The following is a 21,485-nucleotide window of genomic DNA, read 5'->3' on the forward strand; positions in this document are numbered from 1 at the left end:
CGCATAAAAAAAGCCACCTGGGGCCGTTTTTGGCCGCCATAGCGGTCGGCGGATGGCCTTCGGCTTCACACGCAAACGTTTTCGTATATACTACTGGCCCATTATCAGACCGCGTTACACGCCACAGATCCAGGTACGAGACTATGTTAACTATTGGAACCGCCCTGCGCCCGTCCGCCACCCGCGTTATGTTGCTCGGCTCCGGCGAGCTGGGTAAAGAAGTGGCTATCGAATGCCAGCGTTTGGGCCTCGAAGTCATCGCCGTCGATCGCTATGCCGACGCCCCCGCCATGCATGTGGCACACCGCAGCCACGTGATTAACATGCTGGACGGCAACGCGCTGAAAGCCGTGATCGAGCAGGAGCGTCCTGACTATATCGTGCCGGAGATCGAAGCCATCGCCACCAGCATGCTGGTTGAACTGGAACAGCAAGGACACCGCGTGGTGCCCTGTGCCGAGGCAACGCGCCTGACGATGAACCGCGAAGGCATCCGCCGCCTGGCTGCCGAAACCCTCGGGCTGCCCACCTCCAGCTATCGCTTTGCCGATGGCGAACAGGCTTTCCGGCAGGCGGTCGAGCAAATCGGCTACCCGTGCATTATCAAGCCGGTGATGAGCTCTTCCGGCAAAGGCCAGAGCCTGATCCGCAACCCGGAACAGCTGAAAACCGCCTGGGATTACGCCCAGCAAGGCGGTCGTGCCGGTGGTGGCCGGGTGATTGTTGAAGGGCTGGTGAAATTTGATTTTGAAATCACCCTGCTGACCATCAGCGCAGTCGATGGCGTGCATTTCTGCGCACCGATCGGCCATCGGCAGGAGGACGGCGATTACCGCGAATCATGGCAACCGCAGCAGATGAGTGACCTGGCTCTGAGCCGCGCGCAGGCAATTGCAGAAAACGTGGTGAAGGCGTTGGGCGGTTTTGGCCTGTTCGGCGTTGAATTGTTTGTCTGTGGCGACGACGTGATCTTCAGCGAGGTTTCACCACGCCCGCACGATACCGGGATGGTAACGCTGATTTCACAAGACCTGTCAGAGTTTGCGCTGCACGTGCGCGCTTTCCTCGGTCTGCCGATTGGTGCCATTCGCCAGTTTGGCCCTTCTGCTTCGGCGGTGATCCTGCCGCAGCTAATCAGCAGTGACCTGCGCTTTGGCGGTCTGGATCGCGCGCTGGTCGGCCACAATCAACTGCGTTTGTTCGGCAAGCCGGAAATTAACGGTCAACGTCGGATGGGGGTTGCGCTGGCTACGGCAGAAAATGTAGAGCTGGCGGTGGAATCGGCCAAACGTGCCGCGGCTGCGGTGGTGATTGAAGGTTAACGCTTTGGGGCCGGTTTGCCGGCCCCGGCAACATCAATAGTTTTCGTCTTCTTCCGAGTCATCATCAGCCTGGTCATCCGGCCGTTCCTGATACTCTTGCTCGTCGTCTTCGTCATCAAACATGACGCTAACCTGGTCACCCTGATGTTTTTCGCGGATTTCCTGCGCGACGCGCGCGATGGCTTCACCACTGCTCATGCCTTGTTCCATCAACAGATGGATACGATCTGCAGCTTCCTGCTGCTCTAGATGACTCAGTGACGGCATACCTGCAAGCATGTGTTTCTCTCCGGCAAAATGGAGGCTGAGTATACGCCTTAAACCGACGGATCCCAACGCCTGTTATTCAGTAGCCTGCAGGGAATGAGGATCGCCATGTCGCCATTGCTTCAGGCGATGGAGCCAGAGGAAAACGTGCCAGCCCTGTTTGAGGCCGCGCGCGTTATCAACCATCGCCCTATCGATGCCAAGCTGAAAGAATTCATCGGTGATGCGGCACTGGGCCGCTAACTCGGGTTCACGGCGAATGCTGTGACAAATGCCCAGGGCTTCACGGGTAATCTGCCAGTGGAAGGCTGGCCGGATGTCAATTTTATCGGCATAGCGACGGTTCAGCGCCACCAGCATAGCCACTATTTTCATGTAATGGCGCTGATACTCGACGTTGGCCTTGCCTGTGCGGCGGCGATTACTGATCGATTGGTCATGCACCCGCTGGCGATACAGCGCTTTGCTAAGGTATTTAACCCGCTGCGCATTGAACATCACCTCAGTCGTCCAGGGAATATCCTGGTGGTGCAAGCCCGGTTCGAAATACAGTTGGTGCTGCTTAATAAAATCAAGACGATAAACCGCCAGCCAAACCACATGAATAAACTTTCTTGATTTCAGTGCGCGCTCCAGCCATTGCACGCCGCTAATAACATCGGTATCCCCCAATCGATTTTGCGGAATAATCGGCTGCAATTCATCGGCATCGGTGAAATAACGTTCACCATTACACTGCATGACATCCAGTTGATTTTTCTCGGCCATTTCAATCAACGTTGAATACATATCAGGCGCCAGTAAATCATCAGCATCGGGGAATGCTACATATTTACCTTGTGCAACCGCCAGTCCGGCATTACGCGCACAGGATACGCCGGCATTACGCTGGTCAATCACGGTAATATGCGAGTATTGCTGCGCATAGCGGTGGGCGATATCACCAGAGCCATCGGTGGATCCATCATTGACGATGATTACCTCCAAACGACGCTCTTTCTGGGCCAGCAGTGACGCCAGAAACGGCTCAAACAGTTCACCCACGTTGTGCAACGGAACAATGACACTTAGCATTAGGGACATAGGCAGCTCTTCGCAAAAAGTAACGAATGAATATTTCTATTTTTAAAAATATCAGGGTGCATTTAAATTAAATAAGGCACTTGCCAAGCGACAGCGTCACAGGCATAAATGCGTCTTGTTACCATTTATATTTTAAGATCTGTGTTTTCACAGACGAGTGATAACAAGCAAAAACAATAACCGAATGAAACTAATAGTGAAGTTTAGGATTTGAAATTGAAATCAACGAATCCAAGAATTGTCTTAACCACTCACTGATGTCGTTTTTAACATATTGGATTATAGCCAAAGTCGCAAAAAATGCTTCATTTGCAAAATTGTTTACTCATCGTTTATGTGAAGTGTGCTTATGCGCCTGATGCCAGAGCATGCGTCAGCCGGTTGAATATGGCAGAATAGCGGGCAGAAACCGCCGCCCCGCCAGTCAGGTTTATTGAGGCCCATGAGCACAACCGCACCGAATCTTAAGTCTTTACCCTACACCCGCACCGCCCTGCTGGAGCTGTTTGCCCCACTGGCCTCACAGCCTTGGGCGATGTTGCTCCATTCCGGTTTTGCCGAGCACTCACATAACCGTTTCGATATTCTGGTGGCGGAACCCTGTGCAACCCTGACCACACGCGGCCCCGTTACCGAGATCCGTCGCGGTGAAGAGCATTGGTCGTCGCCGGAAGATCCTTTCAGCCTGATCCAGCAGCAGTTGGAACAGCAGAACCTGCACCCGGATGTGAATGCCAGTCTGCCGTTCCAGGGCGGCGCCCTCGGGCTGTTCGGTTACGATTTGGGCCGCCGGGTAGAGAAACTGCCGCAGTGGGCACAGGCAGATATCACGCTGCCGGATATGGCAGTCGGCATTTATGACTGGGCGCTGATAGCCGATCACCACCGACAGACGCTGACATTACTCAGCTATGATAATGCAGAACTGCGCTGGCAATGGCTCCACAATCAGCAGCCTGCGCCAGGGGCAACATTTACCCTGACCAGTCCCTGGCAGGCTAATATGACGCGGCAGCAATACGGGGAAAAGTTCCAGCGAATTCAGCATTACCTGCGCAGTGGCGACTGTTATCAAATCAATCTGGCGCAACGTTTTGCTGCCGATTATCAGGGCGATGAATGGCAAGCCTTTCAGCAATTAAGCGCCAGCAACCGCGCCCCCTTCTCAGCTTTCCTGCGCCTGCCGGATAACGCCGTGCTGAGCGTTTCACCCGAGCGTTTCTTGTGGCTGGAAAACCAACATATTCAAACCCGTCCGATCAAAGGTACCCTGCCGCGGCTGGCTGATGCCGGGCAGGATGCGCAACAGGCGCAACGTTTGGCAAACTCCAGCAAAGACCGCGCAGAGAACCTGATGATTGTCGATCTGCTACGCAATGATATCGGCCGCGTCGCCGAACCGGGCAGCGTCGAGGTTCCCGAACTGTTCGTGGTCGAACCCTTCCCGGCAGTACATCATCTGGTCAGCACCATCACCGCCACTCTGCCGCAATGCACTCCGGCGACCGAACTGTTGCGCGCCTGTTTCCCTGGGGGATCCATTACCGGGGCGCCCAAGGTACGAGCGATGGAAATTATTGAAGAGCTGGAGCCGCAGCGACGCAACGCCTACTGCGGCAGCATTGGCTATATCAGCGCCTGCGGTACCATGGACACCAATATCACTATCCGCACCTTGATCACCGAAAACGGCCGTATTTACTGCTCCGCCGGGGGCGGTATCGTGGCCGACAGCCAGGAACAGGCGGAATATCAGGAAACCTTTGATAAGGTCGGCCGCATTCTGCCGCAACTGGGGGAGTTTATCGCTTCGTGAACCAACCCACTTATCCGGCCTCGCTGGCGGCCTTTATCAGCCGCTTTCAGCTGCAACTGCCACAGGCCTCGCAGATTTCACATAACGTTCGTCCGGCCGCGGTGTTGATCCCGATTATTTGCCGCCCCGAACCCACCCTGTTGCTGACCCGCCGCGCCGACACGCTGCGCAAGCATCCGGGCCAGGTAGCGTTTCCGGGCGGTAAAACCGACGCTGAAGACGCCTCGGCGATTATCACCGCCCTGCGTGAAGCTCAGGAAGAAGTTGCTATCCCCCCCCAAGCCGTGACCATTCTGGGTCAACTGGCCCCGCTCGACAGCAGCACCGGTTTTCAGGTGACCCCGGTGGTTGGCTTGATCTCACCCGATGTGCAATTTTTCGCCAATGAAGACGAAGTGGCCGAGGTTTTTGAAATGCCGCTGCACGAGGCGTTGACGCTTTCGCGCTATTATCCGTTGGATATTCACCGCGGCGGTCATTCACACCGCATTTATCTGTCCTGGTATCAAAGCCAATTTGTCTGGGGAATGACCGCCGCCATCATTCGACGACTGGCACAGCAGGTCAGCATTTAACGCCAATAATGTGACACTGATCACAAGCCAAACGGTTACCTGCGCAACAGGCGTGGGTAAAGCGATCGGCATCACTTCATCGGTGTGCTTTTTAAACTACCTTTCTGGCTATCAGAGTTTTAAAAAAACTGTAAACCCTCTCTTCAACCTTACGAAATACCTGTAAAATAGCGCAGTCCGGAATAAACCACTATTTCAGCAGGGTTTAAGCTGGCCGCGTTCAGCAACGGAAGCTGGCGCGATTGCCATTAACCGAGTTTAGGCAACGGATGTTCCACGAGCGGCCGAATGCCTGCGGCAATCAGTAAAAAACTAACACCAAGGATTATTTTATTTCATGCGAAAAAGGCAGCCAAACCCGTGCGGCCCTTTTACAATATCGCAGTTCCCTGCGCGGTTTTTAACCGCTGCAGCCATAACAATATGCCTCTAAGGAGTTTTAGCGTGATTAGCGTTTTCGACATGTTTAAGATCGGCATCGGCCCGTCCAGCTCTCATACGGTTGGACCGATGAAAGCCGGCAAACAGTTTGTCGACGATCTGGTAAATCAAGGCCTGATGCCTTCTATCACGCGTGTTGCCGTAGATGTTTACGGCTCACTCTCATTGACCGGTAAAGGTCACCATACCGATATCGCTATCATCCTCGGCCTGGCCGGTAATATGCCGGATACCGTTGATATCGATAGCATCCCGGGCTTTATTCGCGATGTAGAACAACGTCAACGCCTGATGCTGGCCAACGGCCTGCATGAGGTTGATTTCCCGCGTGATGGCGGCATGGTTTTCCGCAGCGACAATTTGCCGCTGCATGAGAACGGCATGCAGATCCACGCCTTCGCCGGGGATAAACAGGTTTACAGCAAGACTTACTACTCACTCGGCGGCGGTTTTATCGTCGACGAAGAGAACTTCGGCAAAGCCGACGCACACGAGCTGAGCGTCCCTTATCCGTTCAGTTTTGCTCGTGACATTCTCGCCCACTGCCGTGATACCGGGCTGTCCTTTTCCGGCCTGGTGATGCAGAACGAATTGGCTCTGCACAGCAAGCAGGATATCGAAACCTACTTCGGTAACATTTGGCAGACCATGCGCGCCTGTATCGATCGCGGTCTGAACACCGAGGGCGTACTGCCGGGGCCACTGCGTGTGCCACGTCGTGCCTCCGCGCTGCGCCGCATGCTGGTGTCTTCCGACAAGCTGTCCAACGACCCAATGAACGTGATTGACTGGGTCAACATGTTCGCACTGGCGGTCAACGAAGAGAACGCGGCCGGCGGCCGAGTCGTCACCGCACCGACCAACGGCGCCTGTGGCATCGTGCCTGCCGTACTGGCTTACTATGACCACTTTATTGAATCCGTCAGCCCGGATATTTATATTCGTTACTTTATGGCAGCGGGCGCAGTAGGCGCACTGTACAAGATGAACGCCTCTATCTCCGGTGCCGAAGTGGGTTGCCAGGGTGAAGTGGGCGTGGCCTGCTCGATGGCCGCAGCCGGCCTGGCCGAACTGCTGGGTGCCAGCCCGGAGCAGGTTTGCATCGCGGCAGAGATCGGCATGGAACACAACCTGGGGCTGACCTGTGACCCGGTTGCCGGCCAGGTTCAGGTTCCTTGCATTGAACGTAATGCCATTGCTTCGGTGAAGGCGATCAACTCAGCGCGTATGGCGCTGCGTCGTACCAGTGAGCCACGTGTCTCGCTGGATAAAGTCATCGAAACCATGTACGAAACCGGCAAAGACATGAATGCCAAATATCGCGAAACCTCTCGCGGTGGTCTGGCAATCAAAGTGCAGTGTGACTGACCCGCTAACCCCGCCTTCACGGCGGGGTTTTTCTTGCTGTAACCCCCGGCTAATCAAATCATTAGCGCCACTTAGTGACAACGTCACGTAGAATATTCAAAAAACCTGTTCCCCCTATCCCACAGTTAACCAACAATTTAGCCCTCTGTTTCACCAAATTTAAATAATTTACTGGGTTAACATCACTCTTGTATAACGACAGGCTAGAATTAGCCAAGTATCATTCAGGGCAGTTTGGCCTGACGGTGATTCAGGGCTGGCTTACCGAACAAGGATTTAGCGATGTTGATGACCCAATTTGCCGTGACCAAATACCGCTATTACCGTTGGCTACTGGCCGGGGCGGTCGGGTTGGCTATTTTGCTGTTATCGCTCTACACCCGTTATTATCAAGAGATTGGCACCATTGAACAAAACCGGCAGGTGCTCGCCACCCGTACCGTCGCCAAAATTAACGATCTGCTGACACCGGCAAAGCAACAGGCCGAGCGCTCCATGCCACTGCTGGACTCCCCTTGTGAGGCCGTGATGCCAACGCTGCGTTTTCGCGCTGCGCAAAACCAGGCCCTGCGGGCAATGCTGCTGGTTAAAGACGGCGTTATTTACTGTTCCAGCCTGTTTGGCACCCGTAAGTACGTTTTCAGCGCTATTTTGCCCAGCGTAGCAAACGATGACGCGAAGCTGGTGTTGCGCCCTTCACTCTCTGTCGCCAAAGGCGTACCGACGCTGATCATGTGGACTCCGACGCAGACTGATAACCACAGTAACGGCGTGTTGCACGTGTTCAATATTGAGCTATTGGCGAACTTCCTGCTGGAGCCTCAGGAACCCTATGCACAGCGAGTGGTGCTGAACGTCGGCAACTACAGCCTGGAATATGGCCGCCGGGAAATCTTGCGCAGCGATACCCTGACAGCCGACCTGCGCTATACCGCAAAATCTACTCGATATCCGTTTTCTATTTCACTGTTCGGCCCTCAGGCCAGCATGTTGGCGCTAGCGGCGCTGCCGCGCCATATCCCGCTGTCGTTGCTGATCAGCCTGCTGGCAGCCTATGTGGTGTATCTGCTCACCGCTAACCGCATGAGCCTGTCGTACCATATTGGTCACGCCATTTCCCACCGCGAATTCCGCGTTTACTGTCAGCCAATCATCAATGCTGAAACCGGCCGCTGTGTCGGGGTTGAGATGCTGCTGCGCTGGAAAAACAAGCGCCAGGGCTGGATCTCTCCCGACGTGTTTATCCCGCTGGCGGAGCAGCATGGCTTGATTATCGCCCTGACCCGTTACCTGATGAACACCGTGGTGGAAAACCTGCAGTTGTTCCCCCCACGCCCATCGTTTTATATCAGCATCAACGTCGCGGCTGAGCATTTCAACGGCGTGACCATTATCGATGATATCCGCCGCCTGTGGCTTCCCGCCCATCCCATGCCTTCGCTGATGCTGGAACTCACCGAACGTACCGCCTTGTCGGAAATTCAGTATGAGCAAATCAAAACGCTGAAAGAAATGGGCATCATGCTGGCCATCGACGACTTTGGTACCGGGCACAGCTCACTCAGCTATTTGAAAAAACTCAGCCCTGATGTCTTGAAAATCGACCGGGGTTTCACCGCCGCCATTGGTACCGATGCGATTAACGCCACCGTCACCGATACCATCATTACCCTGGCACAACGGCTTAAGCTGAAACTGGTGGCTGAAGGGGTAGAAACCGCTGAACAGGCCGATTACCTGCGCTCACGCGAGGTCAATTCATTGCAGGGATTCTATTTCGCCAAGCCAATGCCCATCAATGTCTTTCCATTGTGGTTACAGCAGTATGAGTCTCGGTTGAGGGCGGCAAATCAGCGGAAGGAACAGGAAAGCAAGCCGGAGGCGTGATGCCTCCGGCCCGTAGGTTACTGGTGCTCCTCGTCGTGAGGCTCAACTTTGGTAATACGCACCAGTTCAATGCGGTACTCGGACAGGGCAACGACTTCGAAACGCAGTCGGTTAAGCTCCACCGTTTCGCCCACTGCCGGCATTTGGCCGTAATGGGACAGCAGGAAGCCCGCCAGAGTGGCGAAGTCCTCCGTCGGACTGACCAGATCGTCGCAGTTCAGCGCCTGCTCCAGTGAGTGCAGATCGGCGCCGCCCTTCACCAGCCAACTGGCGTCTTCCACCACGATATCCGGCGTTTCATCCTCGTCCGGGAATTCACCGGCAATGGCTTCCAGCACGTCCAGTGGCGTGACCAGCCCCTGCACAACACCAAATTCATTGGTGACCACCACCAGACGTCCCTTGGCACGGCGCAATACCGCCAGCAGGTTAATCACGTCCATGGTGTCCGGCACCACAATCGGTGGCGTACGCGCGGCAAACTCGGCGATATCTTCGCCCCGCTCGACTGCCACCAGCAGATCCTTGGCACGCACCACGCCGATAATGTCATCCAGCGAGTCGCGGCAGACCGGGAACAGGCTATGCGGCGTATCCAGCAGTTGTTCACGCACCTCTTCACGGGAACGATCGCAATCCACCCATGAAATATCGGTGCGCGGCGTCATCACGCTACGCAGTGAACGCGAGGCCAGCGTCAACACGCCACTGATCATATAACGTTCTTCCTCGGCGAAGGTTTCATTCACCGGTAGCGGTGCCGCTTCGTCCGTTTGCTGCGCGCGCTGCTGCCCCATCAGGCGCATGATCGCCTCTGCGGTGCGTTCACGCATCGGACGATGAGCCTGATGTTTGATAAAGTTACGACGGGCAATTTGGTTAAACAGCTCGATCAGGATCGAGAAACCAATCGCGGCATACAGGTAACCTTTAGGAATATGCAAACCAAAGCCTTCGGCGATCAGGCTCAGACCAATCATCAACAGGAAGCTCAGGCACAGCACCACAATAGTCGGGTGCGCATTGACGAAGTTGGTCAGCGGTTTGGAAGCCACCAGCATCACCACCATGGCGATGACAACGGCGGTCATCATGACCGGCAGGTCGTTCACCATGCCCACCGCGGTAATCACCGCGTCGAGTGAAAACACGGCGTCAAGGATCACAATCTGTACTACCACCGCCCAGAATTTGGCGTAGCCCCGGTTGGCGCCATCCTGATGCGTTTGCCCTTCCAGCCGTTCGTGCAACTCCATGGTGGCCTTGAACAACAGGAACACACCACCGAACAGCAGGATCAAATCACGACCGGAGAAGCTGAACTCCCCGACGCTAAACAGCGGCGTGGTCAGCGTCACCATCCAGGAAATGACCGACAACAGGCCCAAACGCATAAACAGCGCCAGCGACAGACCGAGTATACGTGCTTTATCACGCTGCTTCGGCGGCAGTTTATCGGCCAGAATGGCGATAAACACCAGGTTGTCGATACCCAGTACGATTTCCAATACCACCAGTGTCAGTAACCCAGCCCAAATTGAGGGGTCCATTAAAAATTCCATATCAGACTCCGAAAAAAAGACAGGATGGCCGAGCGGTGCTCAGGCGTGACGATGCCGACGCAGGAAAGGCGCGGACAGAAATAGCAAGATATCGGGATTGCAGTACCGGGGGATGGCCGAACGGCCGTGTGACTTGTACTACGCCAACAGGTGGCGGGTGGAACCTTGAAAAACAGTAACTTCGGTGACAGTCCATAGGGTGGGCTGAGGCCCTTCACTCCTAAATATGAAAGAAGAAATACTCTAGCAGGAATTTTTTTGCCGGCAAAGAAGCTTTTTTACCTTCTGCATCGTCTTGTAACAGCTCTGTTGTTTAATTCCGCAAACACCGGGTTAGGAGTAATCCGAGCGCTCAATAGCAGAGCAATGTCACAAAATTTATTTTTTCACTCACTAAAATAAATGGCGCTGACGTGGATTCACGCGCACAGGCTTTTGAAACTGCGCGAGAAATGTTAACGGCGGGTTTCCAAATTTCTACCATAATGTATCTGAACCACGGAAGTGACTGCCAGCAAGAAAATGAACTGAACAAACACAATCCGTGCATGAAGTTCAATGAGGAGGTAGCGAGTGGCAATAGCTATTATCATCGGCACACACGGGACCGCAGCAGAACAATTGCTGAAGACCACGGAAATGCTATTGGGCGAACAGGATAACGTCGCTTTTATAGATTTCGTCCCCGGTGAAAATGCCGAAACGTTAATCGAGAAATACAAGGGTAAAATCAGCGGGCTCGACACCAGTGGTGGCGTCCTGTTCCTGGTGGATACCTGGGGCGGCAGCCCGTTCAACGCGGCCAGCCGCATCGCCGTCGATAAAGAGAACTATGAGGTCGTCACCGGGGTTAACATTCCGATGCTGGTGGAAACGTTCATGGCACGAGACGACAACCCTGGCTTCGACGAACTGGTCGCGCTGGCGTTGGAAACCGGCCGTGAAGGCGTAAAAGCGCTGAAAAAACCGGCCGAAGAGAGTGTTAAGCCCGCGGCACCACAAAGTGCTCCTACCGCAAAACCCGCCGCCCCTCAGGCGCCGCTGGGTCCCAATGACCATATGAAAATCGGCCTGGCCCGTATCGATGACCGTTTGATCCACGGTCAGGTCGCGACCCGCTGGACCAAGGAAACCAACGTCAGCCGCATCATCGTGATCAGTGACGAAGTCGCCGCCGACCACGTTCGCAAAACCTTGCTGACTCAGGTTGCCCCGCCGGGCGTCACCGCACACGTGGTCGACGTGGCGAAAGCCATCCGGGTGTGGAACAACCCGAAATATGCCGGCGATCGTGTGATGCTGCTGTTCACCAATCCGACCGACGTCTGGCGTTTGGTGGAAGCCGGCGTGGATATCAAGTCGGTGAATATCGGCGGCATGGCGTTCCGCCAGGGCAAAACCCAGGTGAATAATGCCGTCTCGGTTGACGAAAAAGATATCGAAGCGTTTAAGAAATTAAACGAGCGCGGTATTGAATTGGAAGTTCGTAAAGTCTCGTCCGACAGTCGGTTAAAAATGATGGACCTGATTAACAAACTCAATTAATGGCGACAGCCAATAATTATTTTACTCAGAGATCTTTGGTCATAGGAGAAGTGCAATGGAGATTACCACTCTTCAGATTGTACTGATATTTATCGTTGCCTGTATCGCCGGGATGGGTTCCGTCCTCGACGAGTTTCAGTTCCACCGTCCGCTGGTCGCCTGTACCCTGATCGGCTTTATTCTCGGTGACATGAAAACCGGTATCATCATCGGCGGTACGCTGGAGATGATCGCCCTGGGCTGGATGAACATCGGTGCGGCGGTAGCGCCAGATGCGGCGTTAGCGTCAATCATTTCCACCATTCTGGTTATTGCCGGCGGACAAAGCGTCGGTGCCGGTATCGCCCTGGCCATTCCGCTGGCGGCGGCCGGGCAAGTGCTGACCATCATCGTGCGTACCCTGACCGTGGCCTTCCAGCACGCGGCAGACAGCGCGGCGGAGCGCGGCAGTTTGCGGGCCATTACCTGGCTGCATATCTCTGCCCTGCTGCTGCAGGCGATGCGTATTGCCATCCCGGCGGTTATTGTCGCTATCTCGGTGGGCACCTCTGGCGTTCACGCGCTGCTTAACTCGATCCCTGAAGTCGTCACCAGCGGCCTGAACATCGCCGGCGGGATGATCGTGGTGGTAGGTTACGCCATGGTGATCAACATGATGCGTGCCGGCTACCTGATGCCATTCTTCTACCTCGGCTTCGTTACCGCTGCCTTCACCAACTTTAACCTGGTCGCCCTCGGCGTGATTGGCGTGGTGATGGCGGTGCTTTATATCCAGCTCAGCCCGAAATACAACAAGTCTCAGGTAGTCCAGGCTGGCCCGGCAAATGCCAACGACCTCGATAACGAACTCGACTAGGAATAGGTGAGAGAAATGGTTGATACAACAGCTCAAAAGAAACTCACGCCGGCCGATATTCGCGGTGTGTTTATGCGCTCGAATCTGTTCCAGGGTTCATGGAACTTCGAACGTATGCAGGCGCTGGGTTTTTGCTTCTCGATGGTGCCGGTGATCCGTCGCCTGTACCCGGAAAATAACGACGATCGCAAACAGGCGATCAAACGCCATCTGGAGTTCTTTAACACCCACCCTTACGTGGCGGCACCGGTACTTGGCGTTACCATGGCGATGGAAGAACAGCGTGCTAACGGTGCACCTATCGACGATGCGGCCATCAACGGTATCAAAGTCGGTTTGATGGGGCCTTTGGCCGGTGTCGGCGACCCGATTTTCTGGGGCACCGTACGTCCGGTGTTCGCTGCGCTCGGCGCCGGTATCGCCATGAGTGGCAGCCTTCTGGGCCCGATTTTATTCTTCGTCCTGTTCAACCTGGTGCGCCTGTTGACCCGCTATTACGGCGTGGCCTACGGTTATCGCAAAGGGGTGGATATCGTTAATGATATGGGCGGCGGCTTCCTGCAAAAACTGACGGAAGGAGCGTCCATTCTTGGCCTGTTTGTCATGGGGGCGTTGGTTAACAAGTGGACGCACATGAATATCCCGCTGGTGGTGTCGAAGATCACCGACCAGACCGGGCATACCACGGTAACCACGGTGCAAACCATCCTCGATCAGTTGATGCCGGGCCTGGTGCCGCTGCTGCTGACCTTCGGCTGTATGTGGCTGCTGCGCAGAAAAGTGAATGCGCTGTGGATCATCATTGGCTTCTTCGCCATCGGTATCTTCGGTTACTGGGTAGGTCTGCTGGGTCTGTAAGCGTTTAACCGCCGGGGGGAAACCCCCGGTTTTTTTATTTGTGGAGTTGAAAGATGTCGCTGACCGATGGCGTATTACTGATTTTCACCGCGCTGATGCTGGTGTATGCGATTTACGACGAGTTCGGCATGAACCTGCTGAAAGGCAAAACCTTGCTCAAGGTGCAGTTAAAGCGCCGTAATCGAATTGACTGCCTGATTTTTGTCGGCCTGATCGCCATTCTGCTCTACCGAAATGTCACCACCCAGGGTGCGGTATTAACCACCTGGCTGCTTATTTCTTTAGCACTGATCGCAATTTATATTTCTTATATCCGTTGGCCCAAGATGTTGTTTAAGGCGCAAGGTTTCTTTTATGCCAATGCCTTTATTGAATATAACCGGATTAAAGCCATGAATTTATCCGAGGATGGCATCCTGGTGATAGATCTTGAGCAGCGTCGGTTGTTGATTCAGGTTACTCAATTAGACGATCTGGAAAAAATCTATCATTTTTTCGTTGAGAATCAGTGAGTAAAAATAGCCTTAATCCTGCCCCGTGTTGCCCTGCGCTGTATGTGGATAATTAATCATCAGCGCACATGGCTACCTGATGATTATTTACGCAATATTGTTGCACTCGCCTACATTATATTCCTTCCTATACACTTCATTAATGAAAACCATTATCAATTTCAAACCAATGTCCATGGGGAATAAGGGTTGTTGGTAACGGAATTAATATGCTATGGTTGCGCCGTCATTGGGGAGTAGCCGGTTTCTGGACAATAAAGCGCCAGAAACGCCCGTATCAACATACTCGTTTTATTCATTAAAACGTGGTGCGGGCAGCCAGGTAAGGTTGGCGAGACCATAGACACGTAACTCCGTCGTATGGTTGGGGGTGGGTTACGTGTATATGGAGCCGCCCGGCCGAGGTTATTTCACATGAACTTGTCAGCTACACTCATTCTCGCTTTTGGCATGTCTATGGATGCGTTCGCCGCATCGATTGGCAAAGGTGCCAGCCTGCATCAGCCCCGTTTTCGTGAAGCGCTACGCACCGGACTTATTTTCGGTGTGGTAGAAGCCATTACGCCGATTATCGGTTGGGGCATCGGCTTGTTCGCCAGCCAATACATTATGGAATGGGATCACTGGGTTGCCTTCTCGCTGCTGTTTATCCTCGGTATGCGCATGATCGTCGAAGGCGTCAGGAACCGGCCTGACGAAGTGGAAAAAGTGAAGCGTCACGGTTTCTGGTTATTGGTCGCCACCGCCATCGCTACCAGTCTCGACGCCATGGCTATTGGTGTCGGCCTGGCCTTCCTGCAAGTGAATATTGTCCATACCGCCATGGCCATTGGCTGCGCTACCATGATTATGGCCACCCTGGGCATGATGATAGGCCGCTTTATCGGGCCATTGCTCGGCAAGCGCGCGGAGATCCTCGGCGGCGTGGTACTGATCGGTATCGGCTTCAATATTCTGCTGGAGCATTTGGGCTATCTGGCCTGATAACGCTGAACCCAAAGAAAAACCTGCCAATGGCAGGTTTTTTCGTTTCTGGACGGTCAATCAATCAGGCTGGCGACGGTACAGCGCTATAACAAAATCGGTTTCGCAGGCAAAGGCTTCACAACCACTCAAATGCTGCTGCACCTCAGGAGAGGCACGCCAGGCGAAAGGCGTCATCTGCAGCAGGTTGGCCGCCTGCTCACCCGGCAGCGTCATCGGGTACGCCAATGACTCAACTCGTTCGCAGTCAAAACCGGCAAACTGCTCATCCTGTTCGACATGCAGTTGCACCTGCTGATACACCTGCTCTTTCAATTGATACAGATGACGCGGGCCAGGCGATACCGTTACCACCACACCACCGGGTTTCACTACCCGAGCCAGTTCTTCGGCTTTGCAAGGGGCGTAAATACGCAGTATGGCGTCCAGAGAAGCATCGGCAAACGGCAGACGATGGCTCGACGCCACGCAGAATGAGACTGCCGGATAACGCTTGGCCGCATAGCGGATCGCCACCTTGGCGACGTCCAGACCATAAACGGTGATATTACGCTGCTGTGTCAGCCGGGCAGCCACTTCCGCCGTGTAATAACCCTCACCACAGCCGATGTCCAGTAACGCCTGCGCATCACTCGCCAACGCCTGATCCAACAGTTCGGCCACCCGCTGCTGCAAGGGTTGATAGAAACCCGCATCCAGGAACGCACGCCGCGCCTGCATCATTTCCGCGCTGTCTCCGGGCTGCTTTGAGCGCTTGTGCTGTACCGGCATCAGGTTGACATAGCCTTCTTTGGCGCAGTCAAACTGATGGTTAGCGTCGCAACGCCATTGCAGATGAGAAAGGTGAAGCGGCTGATGACACAGAGGGCACTGATAAGACATGGCTTGGATTCCAGAGAGATACGGCGCGGCTAGTCTAAAGAAGCCTTCTGTACGATGCAAGGCAGATGCCGCAAGCCCCTAGCCAGCGAGGAAAAAAACTGGCTACACTGACGTTAACTTTTCTGATGCAGGTAAAGACGTGATATGACCGATTTTTCCCCACTGCTCAACGCCATCCCGGCCATTCAGCACGGTTTCGGCAACAAAAGTGCGCTGCTGCCAGGCCATCTGTTGGCCTATCGTTCTACCCTGCCGGAAAAAAAACAGGTGCATGGCACTCGCATTGTTGACGTGACACAGGCGACGCAACAATGCGGAGAAGCCGATGGCTTCTATACCACTGAGCCCGGCATTCTGCTGAGTGTGTTAACGGCAGACTGCCTGCCGGTGATTTTCAGCCGCAACGACGGCTCTGCGATTGCTGCCGTCCATGCCGGTTGGCGTGGCCTGCTGGATGGCATACTGGAGCAATTGGCAGCGCGTATCAGCCGTGATGACTCAACGGCCAACTGGGTGGCTTCCATCGGCCCTGCCGCCGGCCCCTGCTGTTACGAGGTCAACGAGGAACTGGTCGCAAGGTTCAAGCAACAGCTACCCCTGCCCGCAGCCTTAATCAGCCCCCGCTATCGCCATCTGGACCTGGCCGCCATTGCCGAATCCAAACTGCGTGAACTGGGTTTTGCCGCCGTTGACCATGCAGGGAGCTGTACCATCTGTACCCCCAATACCGATCCGCACCAACCACAGCGATTTAAATACACCAGCTACCGTCGCAACAGCCACCGACGCGAGCAAGATCCTGCCCATCCGGGCATTACCGGGCGAAATCAGTACGCAGGGATTATTATTACCCGCGGATAACAGAAACGAAAAAACCCGCACTAAGGCGGGTTTTTTGTACAGCTGACGCTGATTAGATTGCAGTAACGTTTACTGCAGATGGGCCTTTCTGGCCATCTTGGATTTCGAACTCAACGTTCTGGCCTTCAGCCAGGGTTTTGAAGCCGTTACCCTGGATTGCAGAGAAGTGTACGAACACGTCTTTGCTGCCGTCAGCTGGAGTGATGAAACCGAAACCTTTAGATTCGTTGAACCACTTAACTTGACCTTTGATCTTTGCCATCTTGAGTATTTCCTTTGGATTGTTTAAACCGCCCGGAGGCGTTACATAGACAAACTAGAGTCGTTACTGCTTGAGGCACTAAGATAAGGATCGGCAGAGAAGCGGTATTCAACGCTAACGTTTTTACTCAGAACTTCTTTACTGAAAATGCCACACATATACAGAACTGTACCTCGTTTTACCCAGATGCGTTATCACATACTCTGTATTCGATGGCAAGCCATTTTTAATCACTGGTGGAGCTGTCGCACATATTTGAAACGGTCGAGAGCAACATAAGCTTAAATAGACTAAAAGATGTTGAAGCCTTAGCTATTTTCTGCTTAACAGTGTCGCCCCGCTACACTCCGCACCCTGACTGAATTTTAACAATTCTTTCATCCGATTGACCAATGTATGTTGCAACATATAACGCCGGACAGGCGCTTAGAACGTTAAAAATTTTGAATCTTTATGGAATTTCTTATAAAACTTTTGAATATCGATGAACGGGTACATTTGATATCGGATGATCCGACCATTGGGTCGCCATCCGGACGGCCCAACGCTGGCACCGCCTCACGTCTGCGAGCTCACCCGCATGTGAAAACGAAATAATACTGAAGATCATTATTGCCCTCAGCGAGGGTGAGCACAATTTATGCAACAGGGAACTCGCGACAAAAATCAAATAGCGTGCCACTTTTGGGTGCATAAGCATGCAAAATCAGAATTTACGCACTATTGCCGTGCAGTGGTAGAGAAATACATTACTGATTAAGGGGGATAAATAACGGCAATAATCCTGAGAACAGTGGGAATCCATAGCTGAATTAAATCTTGAAATCCGCATAGGTATTTACTCGGTCAATAACAATGCCCTGTGAACATATTTATTTTATCTTTTCCTGCGCTTTGTCCCTATTCATGCCAACAGGTTAGGTCAGGTGCCGGATAAACTGGGCCCTGCACCAGCGAATGGCTACAACCCGCATTGGGACTGGCCTGCAGGCGGTGACGATAACCGTCCCCGCCACACAGAGCCAGAAATAACGCTTAAGAGTTAGCTTCAAGCGCAATGCGCTCGCCAATTTTGATGGGCCGGAACTGATGCTGCTCAATTCCCGCCGCACTCAGAGCCAGATTTAATTGCTGCGGCGGTTCATCCAATGACTCATCGGCCAATTCAAAAACCCCCCAATGGATCGGGATGACCCGCGGTGCATTTAATTGTTGATACAGCGTCACCGATTGCTGCGGATCCATATGCTGTTCCTGCATGAACCAACGTGGTGCATAGGCGCCAATCGGTAATGCCGCCACGTCAAACGGCCCTAAACGGGCTCCAATATCAGCCAGGCGATCCGAATAACCGCTGTCTCCGGAAAAATAGAAACGCAGCGCCGGGTGATGGATCACCCAGCCGCACCAGAGGGAACGATTACGGTCCCACAGGGTGCGCATGCTCCAGTGACGCGCCGGCGTGCAATGGAAAGTCAAATCACCCAACTGCAGGTTATCCCACCAGTCCAGCTCTTCGACCCGCTGCAGCCGGTAACGCCGGAACCAATTTTTCAGCCCCAGGGGCACAATGAAGGTCGCGTGCGGAAAACGCCGTGCCAACTGCCGCACGGTGCGCCGATCGAGATGGTCATAGTGATTGTGTGAAATTAAAACCACGTCCACCGTCGGCAACTGTTGCACCGTCAACGGCGGCGGTGTCTTACGCTTCGGGCCATAGAAACTCAGTGGCGATGCACGTTCAGACAATACCGGATCGATCAGGATGTATCGACCATCGAGACGCAGCAGCATTGAGGCGTGCCCCAGCCACCAAATGCTGTTATCACTGCCGCCAAGGTCGGCACGTTGCCACCAGCGCTGGGTAAACTGCTGATAGCCCATCTGTGGTGGTTTGGGCAATCCTTGCTGTTTACGCTCATCCTGCCAGCGTTTCAAATCCCCATCCTGGCGCTGTGAAGGCTCCGGGTTGCGGAACCCCTGCGGGGTATGGTGAGTTTTGCCGGCATCATAGTAACGATTGGTTATCTTCAAATTGCTCTCCCGACCACTGCGGACACCCAACACGGGCAGATGGATACCATAACAAGATACTCGATCAGCGTGCTTTGTGAACCGTGCTCACCTTGGAGTGACCTTTTCGGGTTTTGTGTTGTCACAGTCCCTGTGAGAATGCCAGGGCCGACTAGAGCCTGTTAAGCATCTCTTAAGATCCTTGTGATTTACTTATAGGACATTCAGAAAAGGAGAAGTTATGAGCCGTTCTACATCACGCAAGTCAGGTGTTCGACTGGGCCGTATCCGCAGCGCGATGCTGGCACAGATGCAGTATTGGAAAATGTATGCCGCGATGAAACTGCGCCGGGTACGCGTACCGGCACCGCTGGTGCTATTGTTTGGTGCGCTGGTGAGTTTCTTCATGCTGGGCGTGCTGATGTTAAGCGTGGTGGCTATCGATGTCATCACCACCCTGTTCCTGCTGTGCAGGAAGCTGTTGGGATTGGGCCGCGCCACCCCAGGCAATGCCTTTATGCCACGCAGCTAATGGATGGAACGGAGGCGCCAGATAGCGCCTCCGTTAAAAATTACCGTCTTACTTTAGCGCCCTTGCGGCGCGTCAGCATAAAACCAATCCACAACAGCAAGATCCACACCGGCATCAGTAATACCGAGATACGGATCCCCTCGCTGAAATACATGATCACCAGAATCAGGCTCAGGAACACCAGGCACAGGTAGTTGCCGAAGGGGTACCACAAGGCCTTGAAGACCGGGATCACGCCCTGGCGGTTTTTCGCCGCACGGAATCGCAGGTGTGCCAGACAAATCATCACCCAGTTAATCACCAGGGTGGACACCACCAACGCCATCAGCAACTCAAACGCCTTGCCTGGCATGACATAGTTGATCAGCACGCCGACGGAGGTCACCAGCGCCGACAGTGCGATTGACAACACCGGCACCCCGCGTTTATTTACCCGGGTCAACGCCTTGGGAGCATTCCCCTGTGTCGCCAGGCCAAACAACATACGGCTATTGGCATAGACCCCGCTGTTGTACACCGACAGCGCCGCTGTCAGCACCACCACGTTCAGCAGGGTCGCCACCAGGTTGCTGTTCAGCGCATGGAAAATCATCACGAACGGGCTGCCGCCTTCCACCACTTTGTGCCAGGGATAAAGTGAAAGCAGTACCGTCAGCGAGCCGATATAAAAAATCAGGATGCGATACACCACCTGATTGGTGGCCTTGGGAATACTGCGGCGCGGATCGGCCGCTTCGGCGGCGGTAATGCCCACCATTTCCAGCCCACCGAATGAGAACATGATTACCGCCATTGCCATCACCAACCCTTCGATGCCGTGTGGCATAAAGCCGCCCTGCTCCCACAGGTTGTTGATACTGGCTTGCGGTCCCCCGTTGCCGCTGGCCAATAGCCAGGCACCGAAAACAATCATGCCAACAATCGCTACCACCTTGATAATGGCAAACCAGAACTCGGTTTCCCCGTACAGCCGTACATTCACCAGGTTGATCAGATTGATCAGGACAAAGAATACTGCGGCGGAAACCCAGGTCGGGATGTCCGGCCACCAATATTGAATATAGATCCCAACCGCGGTCAGTTCGGCCATGCCGACCAAAATGAACATCGCCCAATAGTTCCAGCCGGAAAGAAAGCCAGCGAAATCACCCCAGTATTTATAGGCAAAGTGGCTGAACGACCCGGCGACCGGCTCTTCAACCACCATTTCCCCCAACTGACGCATGATCAGAAAAGCGATAAAACCGCCGATGGCATAGCCCAGCAGTACCGAAGGGCCCGCCATTTTAATGGTCTGTGCAATGCCGAGAAACAGGCCGGTACCAATGGCGCCGCCCAGGGCGATAAGTTGTATATGTCTGTTTTTTAAACCGCGTTTTAGCGGGGTATCCTGCTGCTGACCGCCCATCTTATCCTCATATGGCGTGGGATCCTGTCGCTTTTGCACAAGATTTCGCCAATCAATAAATGTATCTGCGGGCGGCTTTTTAACACTTAACCCCGTGAGCATCAAGGAGTAGCGCCCCGGCAAGGATGGCCAGGGCGCTATTTTATACTGGGAAGAATCATAAAATGAGGAGGTTTTTAGCCGGACAGGCCGCACAACTTGGTCAGATTGCGCGCACCAATCATCAGCGTGGCGACGTAGGATTGGCGGCGTGTCACCACCTCTACCGCTACACGATCGTTTTGATATTTTATCAGATAGGTTGATGGCCAGCCCTGTCGGCGCTGACCAAAGCTTTCGGCGTGACGATCGATTGCCGCATGGGCAACCACCAGATGAGACAAGTTTTTATCACCTTTAATAATGCGCTTCATAAACAGGCTCCGCCAGAGACAAGTTCTGTTGTCATAAA

At 53.9% G+C, this 21,485-nt stretch carries 21 protein-coding genes and 1 riboswitch; of the genes, 12 read left to right on the forward strand and 9 right to left on the reverse strand.

Features of this window, described 5'->3' with window-relative positions; all coding sequences use genetic code 11:
- Positions 1–143 precede the first annotated feature (143 nt).
- The gene (purT, locus tag E5C26_RS14325; RefSeq protein WP_135316907.1) at positions 144–1,322 is read left to right on the forward strand and encodes a formate-dependent phosphoribosylglycinamide formyltransferase; all 1,179 of its coding nucleotides are present in this window, start codon (positions 144–146) and stop codon (positions 1,320–1,322) included.
- A gap of 33 nt (positions 1,323–1,355) precedes the next feature.
- Here the strand turns inward: purT and E5C26_RS14330 are convergent, their stop codons facing one another.
- Both E5C26_RS14330 and E5C26_RS14335 read right to left on the reverse strand, forming a co-directional pair.
- Positions 1,356–1,601, reverse strand: coding sequence for a YoaH family protein (locus tag E5C26_RS14330; RefSeq protein WP_135316908.1), 246 nt, complete (start codon positions 1,599–1,601; stop codon positions 1,356–1,358).
- A gap of 63 nt (positions 1,602–1,664) precedes the next feature.
- A complete protein-coding gene (locus E5C26_RS14335) occupies positions 1,665–2,672 on the reverse strand; it encodes a glycosyltransferase (protein ID WP_135316909.1) in 1,008 nt (335 codons plus the stop codon).
- Between the two features lie 442 nt (positions 2,673–3,114).
- Here E5C26_RS14335 and pabB point away from each other — a divergent pair, with 442 nt between their 5' ends.
- The 4 genes from pabB (at position 3,115) to E5C26_RS14355 (ending at position 8,759) form a co-directional block, all read left to right on the forward strand.
- Positions 3,115–4,488 (forward strand): aminodeoxychorismate synthase component 1, encoded by a 1,374-nt coding sequence (gene pabB / locus E5C26_RS14340; RefSeq protein WP_135316910.1) that lies wholly within the window; start codon positions 3,115–3,117, stop codon positions 4,486–4,488.
- Positions 4,485–5,063, forward strand: a complete 579-nt coding sequence (locus tag E5C26_RS14345) for a CoA pyrophosphatase (RefSeq protein WP_135316911.1) — start codon at positions 4,485–4,487, stop codon at positions 5,061–5,063. Before pabB ends, E5C26_RS14345 begins: the two co-directional genes overlap by 4 nt.
- Positions 5,064–5,507: 444 nt before the next feature.
- Positions 5,508–6,872 carry an L-serine ammonia-lyase gene (sdaA, locus tag E5C26_RS14350; protein ID WP_135316912.1) on the forward strand — a complete coding sequence of 455 codons (1,365 nt, stop codon included), beginning with the start codon at positions 5,508–5,510 and terminating at the stop codon, positions 6,870–6,872.
- A gap of 282 nt (positions 6,873–7,154) precedes the next feature.
- Complete coding sequence (locus E5C26_RS14355) at positions 7,155–8,759, forward strand: EAL domain-containing protein (protein WP_135316913.1); 1,605 nt, start codon at positions 7,155–7,157, stop codon at positions 8,757–8,759.
- A gap of 17 nt (positions 8,760–8,776) precedes the next feature.
- Here E5C26_RS14355 and E5C26_RS14360 read toward each other — a convergent pair whose 3' ends face one another.
- Positions 8,777–10,321 carry a TerC family protein gene (locus tag E5C26_RS14360; RefSeq protein ID WP_135316914.1) on the reverse strand — a complete coding sequence of 515 codons (1,545 nt, stop codon included), beginning with the start codon at positions 10,319–10,321 and terminating at the stop codon, positions 8,777–8,779.
- 573 nt (positions 10,322–10,894) lie between these two features.
- On the opposite strand from E5C26_RS14360, the gene manX reads away from it, so the two are divergent.
- From manX to mntP, 5 genes are all read left to right on the forward strand, one after another.
- Positions 10,895–11,866, forward strand: coding sequence for a PTS mannose transporter subunit IIAB (gene manX, locus E5C26_RS14365; protein WP_135316915.1), 972 nt, complete (start codon positions 10,895–10,897; stop codon positions 11,864–11,866).
- 55 nt (positions 11,867–11,921) lie between these two features.
- Positions 11,922–12,722, forward strand: coding sequence for a PTS mannose/fructose/sorbose transporter subunit IIC (locus E5C26_RS14370; protein WP_017893113.1), 801 nt, complete (start codon positions 11,922–11,924; stop codon positions 12,720–12,722).
- Positions 12,723–12,737: 15 nt separating this feature from the next.
- Positions 12,738–13,580 (forward strand): PTS mannose transporter subunit IID, encoded by an 843-nt coding sequence (locus E5C26_RS14375; protein WP_135316916.1) that lies wholly within the window; start codon positions 12,738–12,740, stop codon positions 13,578–13,580.
- Between the two features lie 53 nt (positions 13,581–13,633).
- Positions 13,634–14,092, forward strand: coding sequence for a DUF986 family protein (locus tag E5C26_RS14380; RefSeq protein WP_135316917.1), 459 nt, complete (start codon positions 13,634–13,636; stop codon positions 14,090–14,092).
- Positions 14,093–14,311: 219 nt separating this feature from the next.
- Positions 14,312–14,495, forward strand: a riboswitch (yybP-ykoY riboswitch).
- Between the two features lie 11 nt (positions 14,496–14,506).
- Positions 14,507–15,076 carry a manganese efflux pump MntP gene (gene mntP, locus E5C26_RS14385; RefSeq protein ID WP_085117194.1) on the forward strand — a complete coding sequence of 190 codons (570 nt, stop codon included), beginning with the start codon at positions 14,507–14,509 and terminating at the stop codon, positions 15,074–15,076.
- A gap of 60 nt (positions 15,077–15,136) precedes the next feature.
- Here the strand turns inward: mntP and rlmA are convergent, their stop codons facing one another.
- The gene (gene rlmA, locus E5C26_RS14390) at positions 15,137–15,958 is read right to left on the reverse strand and encodes a 23S rRNA (guanine(745)-N(1))-methyltransferase (RefSeq protein WP_135316918.1); all 822 of its coding nucleotides are present in this window, start codon (positions 15,956–15,958) and stop codon (positions 15,137–15,139) included.
- A 144-nt stretch (positions 15,959–16,102) separates the two neighbouring features.
- Between rlmA and pgeF the strand changes: the two genes are divergently transcribed.
- Positions 16,103–16,819 carry a peptidoglycan editing factor PgeF gene (gene pgeF, locus E5C26_RS14395; RefSeq protein WP_135316919.1) on the forward strand — a complete coding sequence of 239 codons (717 nt, stop codon included), beginning with the start codon at positions 16,103–16,105 and terminating at the stop codon, positions 16,817–16,819.
- A 52-nt stretch (positions 16,820–16,871) separates the two neighbouring features.
- Here the strand turns inward: pgeF and cspE are convergent, their stop codons facing one another.
- From cspE to E5C26_RS14410, 3 genes are all read right to left on the reverse strand, one after another.
- On the reverse strand, positions 16,872–17,081 hold the full coding sequence (gene cspE, locus E5C26_RS14400) for a transcription antiterminator/RNA stability regulator CspE (protein WP_002221949.1): 210 nt from the start codon (positions 17,079–17,081) through the stop codon (positions 16,872–16,874).
- 41 nt (positions 17,082–17,122) lie between these two features.
- Positions 17,123–17,239: a DUF2627 domain-containing protein gene (locus E5C26_RS14405; RefSeq protein ID WP_071593021.1), complete on the reverse strand. Its 117-nt coding sequence runs from the start codon at positions 17,237–17,239 to the stop codon at positions 17,123–17,125.
- An 877-nt stretch (positions 17,240–18,116) separates the two neighbouring features.
- The gene (locus E5C26_RS14410) at positions 18,117–19,115 is read right to left on the reverse strand and encodes an MBL fold metallo-hydrolase (protein WP_135316920.1); all 999 of its coding nucleotides are present in this window, start codon (positions 19,113–19,115) and stop codon (positions 18,117–18,119) included.
- A 220-nt stretch (positions 19,116–19,335) separates the two neighbouring features.
- On the opposite strand from E5C26_RS14410, the gene E5C26_RS14415 reads away from it, so the two are divergent.
- Positions 19,336–19,626, forward strand: coding sequence for a hypothetical protein (locus tag E5C26_RS14415; protein WP_135316921.1), 291 nt, complete (start codon positions 19,336–19,338; stop codon positions 19,624–19,626).
- Between the two features lie 40 nt (positions 19,627–19,666).
- On the opposite strand, the gene E5C26_RS14420 is transcribed toward E5C26_RS14415, so the two are convergent.
- Positions 19,667–21,034 carry an amino acid permease gene (locus E5C26_RS14420; protein WP_135317135.1) on the reverse strand — a complete coding sequence of 456 codons (1,368 nt, stop codon included), beginning with the start codon at positions 21,032–21,034 and terminating at the stop codon, positions 19,667–19,669.
- 176 nt (positions 21,035–21,210) lie between these two features.
- Positions 21,211–21,447 (reverse strand): DUF4060 family protein, encoded by a 237-nt coding sequence (locus tag E5C26_RS14425; RefSeq protein ID WP_012145549.1) that lies wholly within the window; start codon positions 21,445–21,447, stop codon positions 21,211–21,213.
- Positions 21,448–21,485 lie beyond the last annotated feature (38 nt).

This window comes from Serratia proteamaculans, assembly GCF_004684015.1.
GTDB classification, from domain to species: domain Bacteria; phylum Pseudomonadota; class Gammaproteobacteria; order Enterobacterales; family Enterobacteriaceae; genus Serratia; species Serratia proteamaculans_F.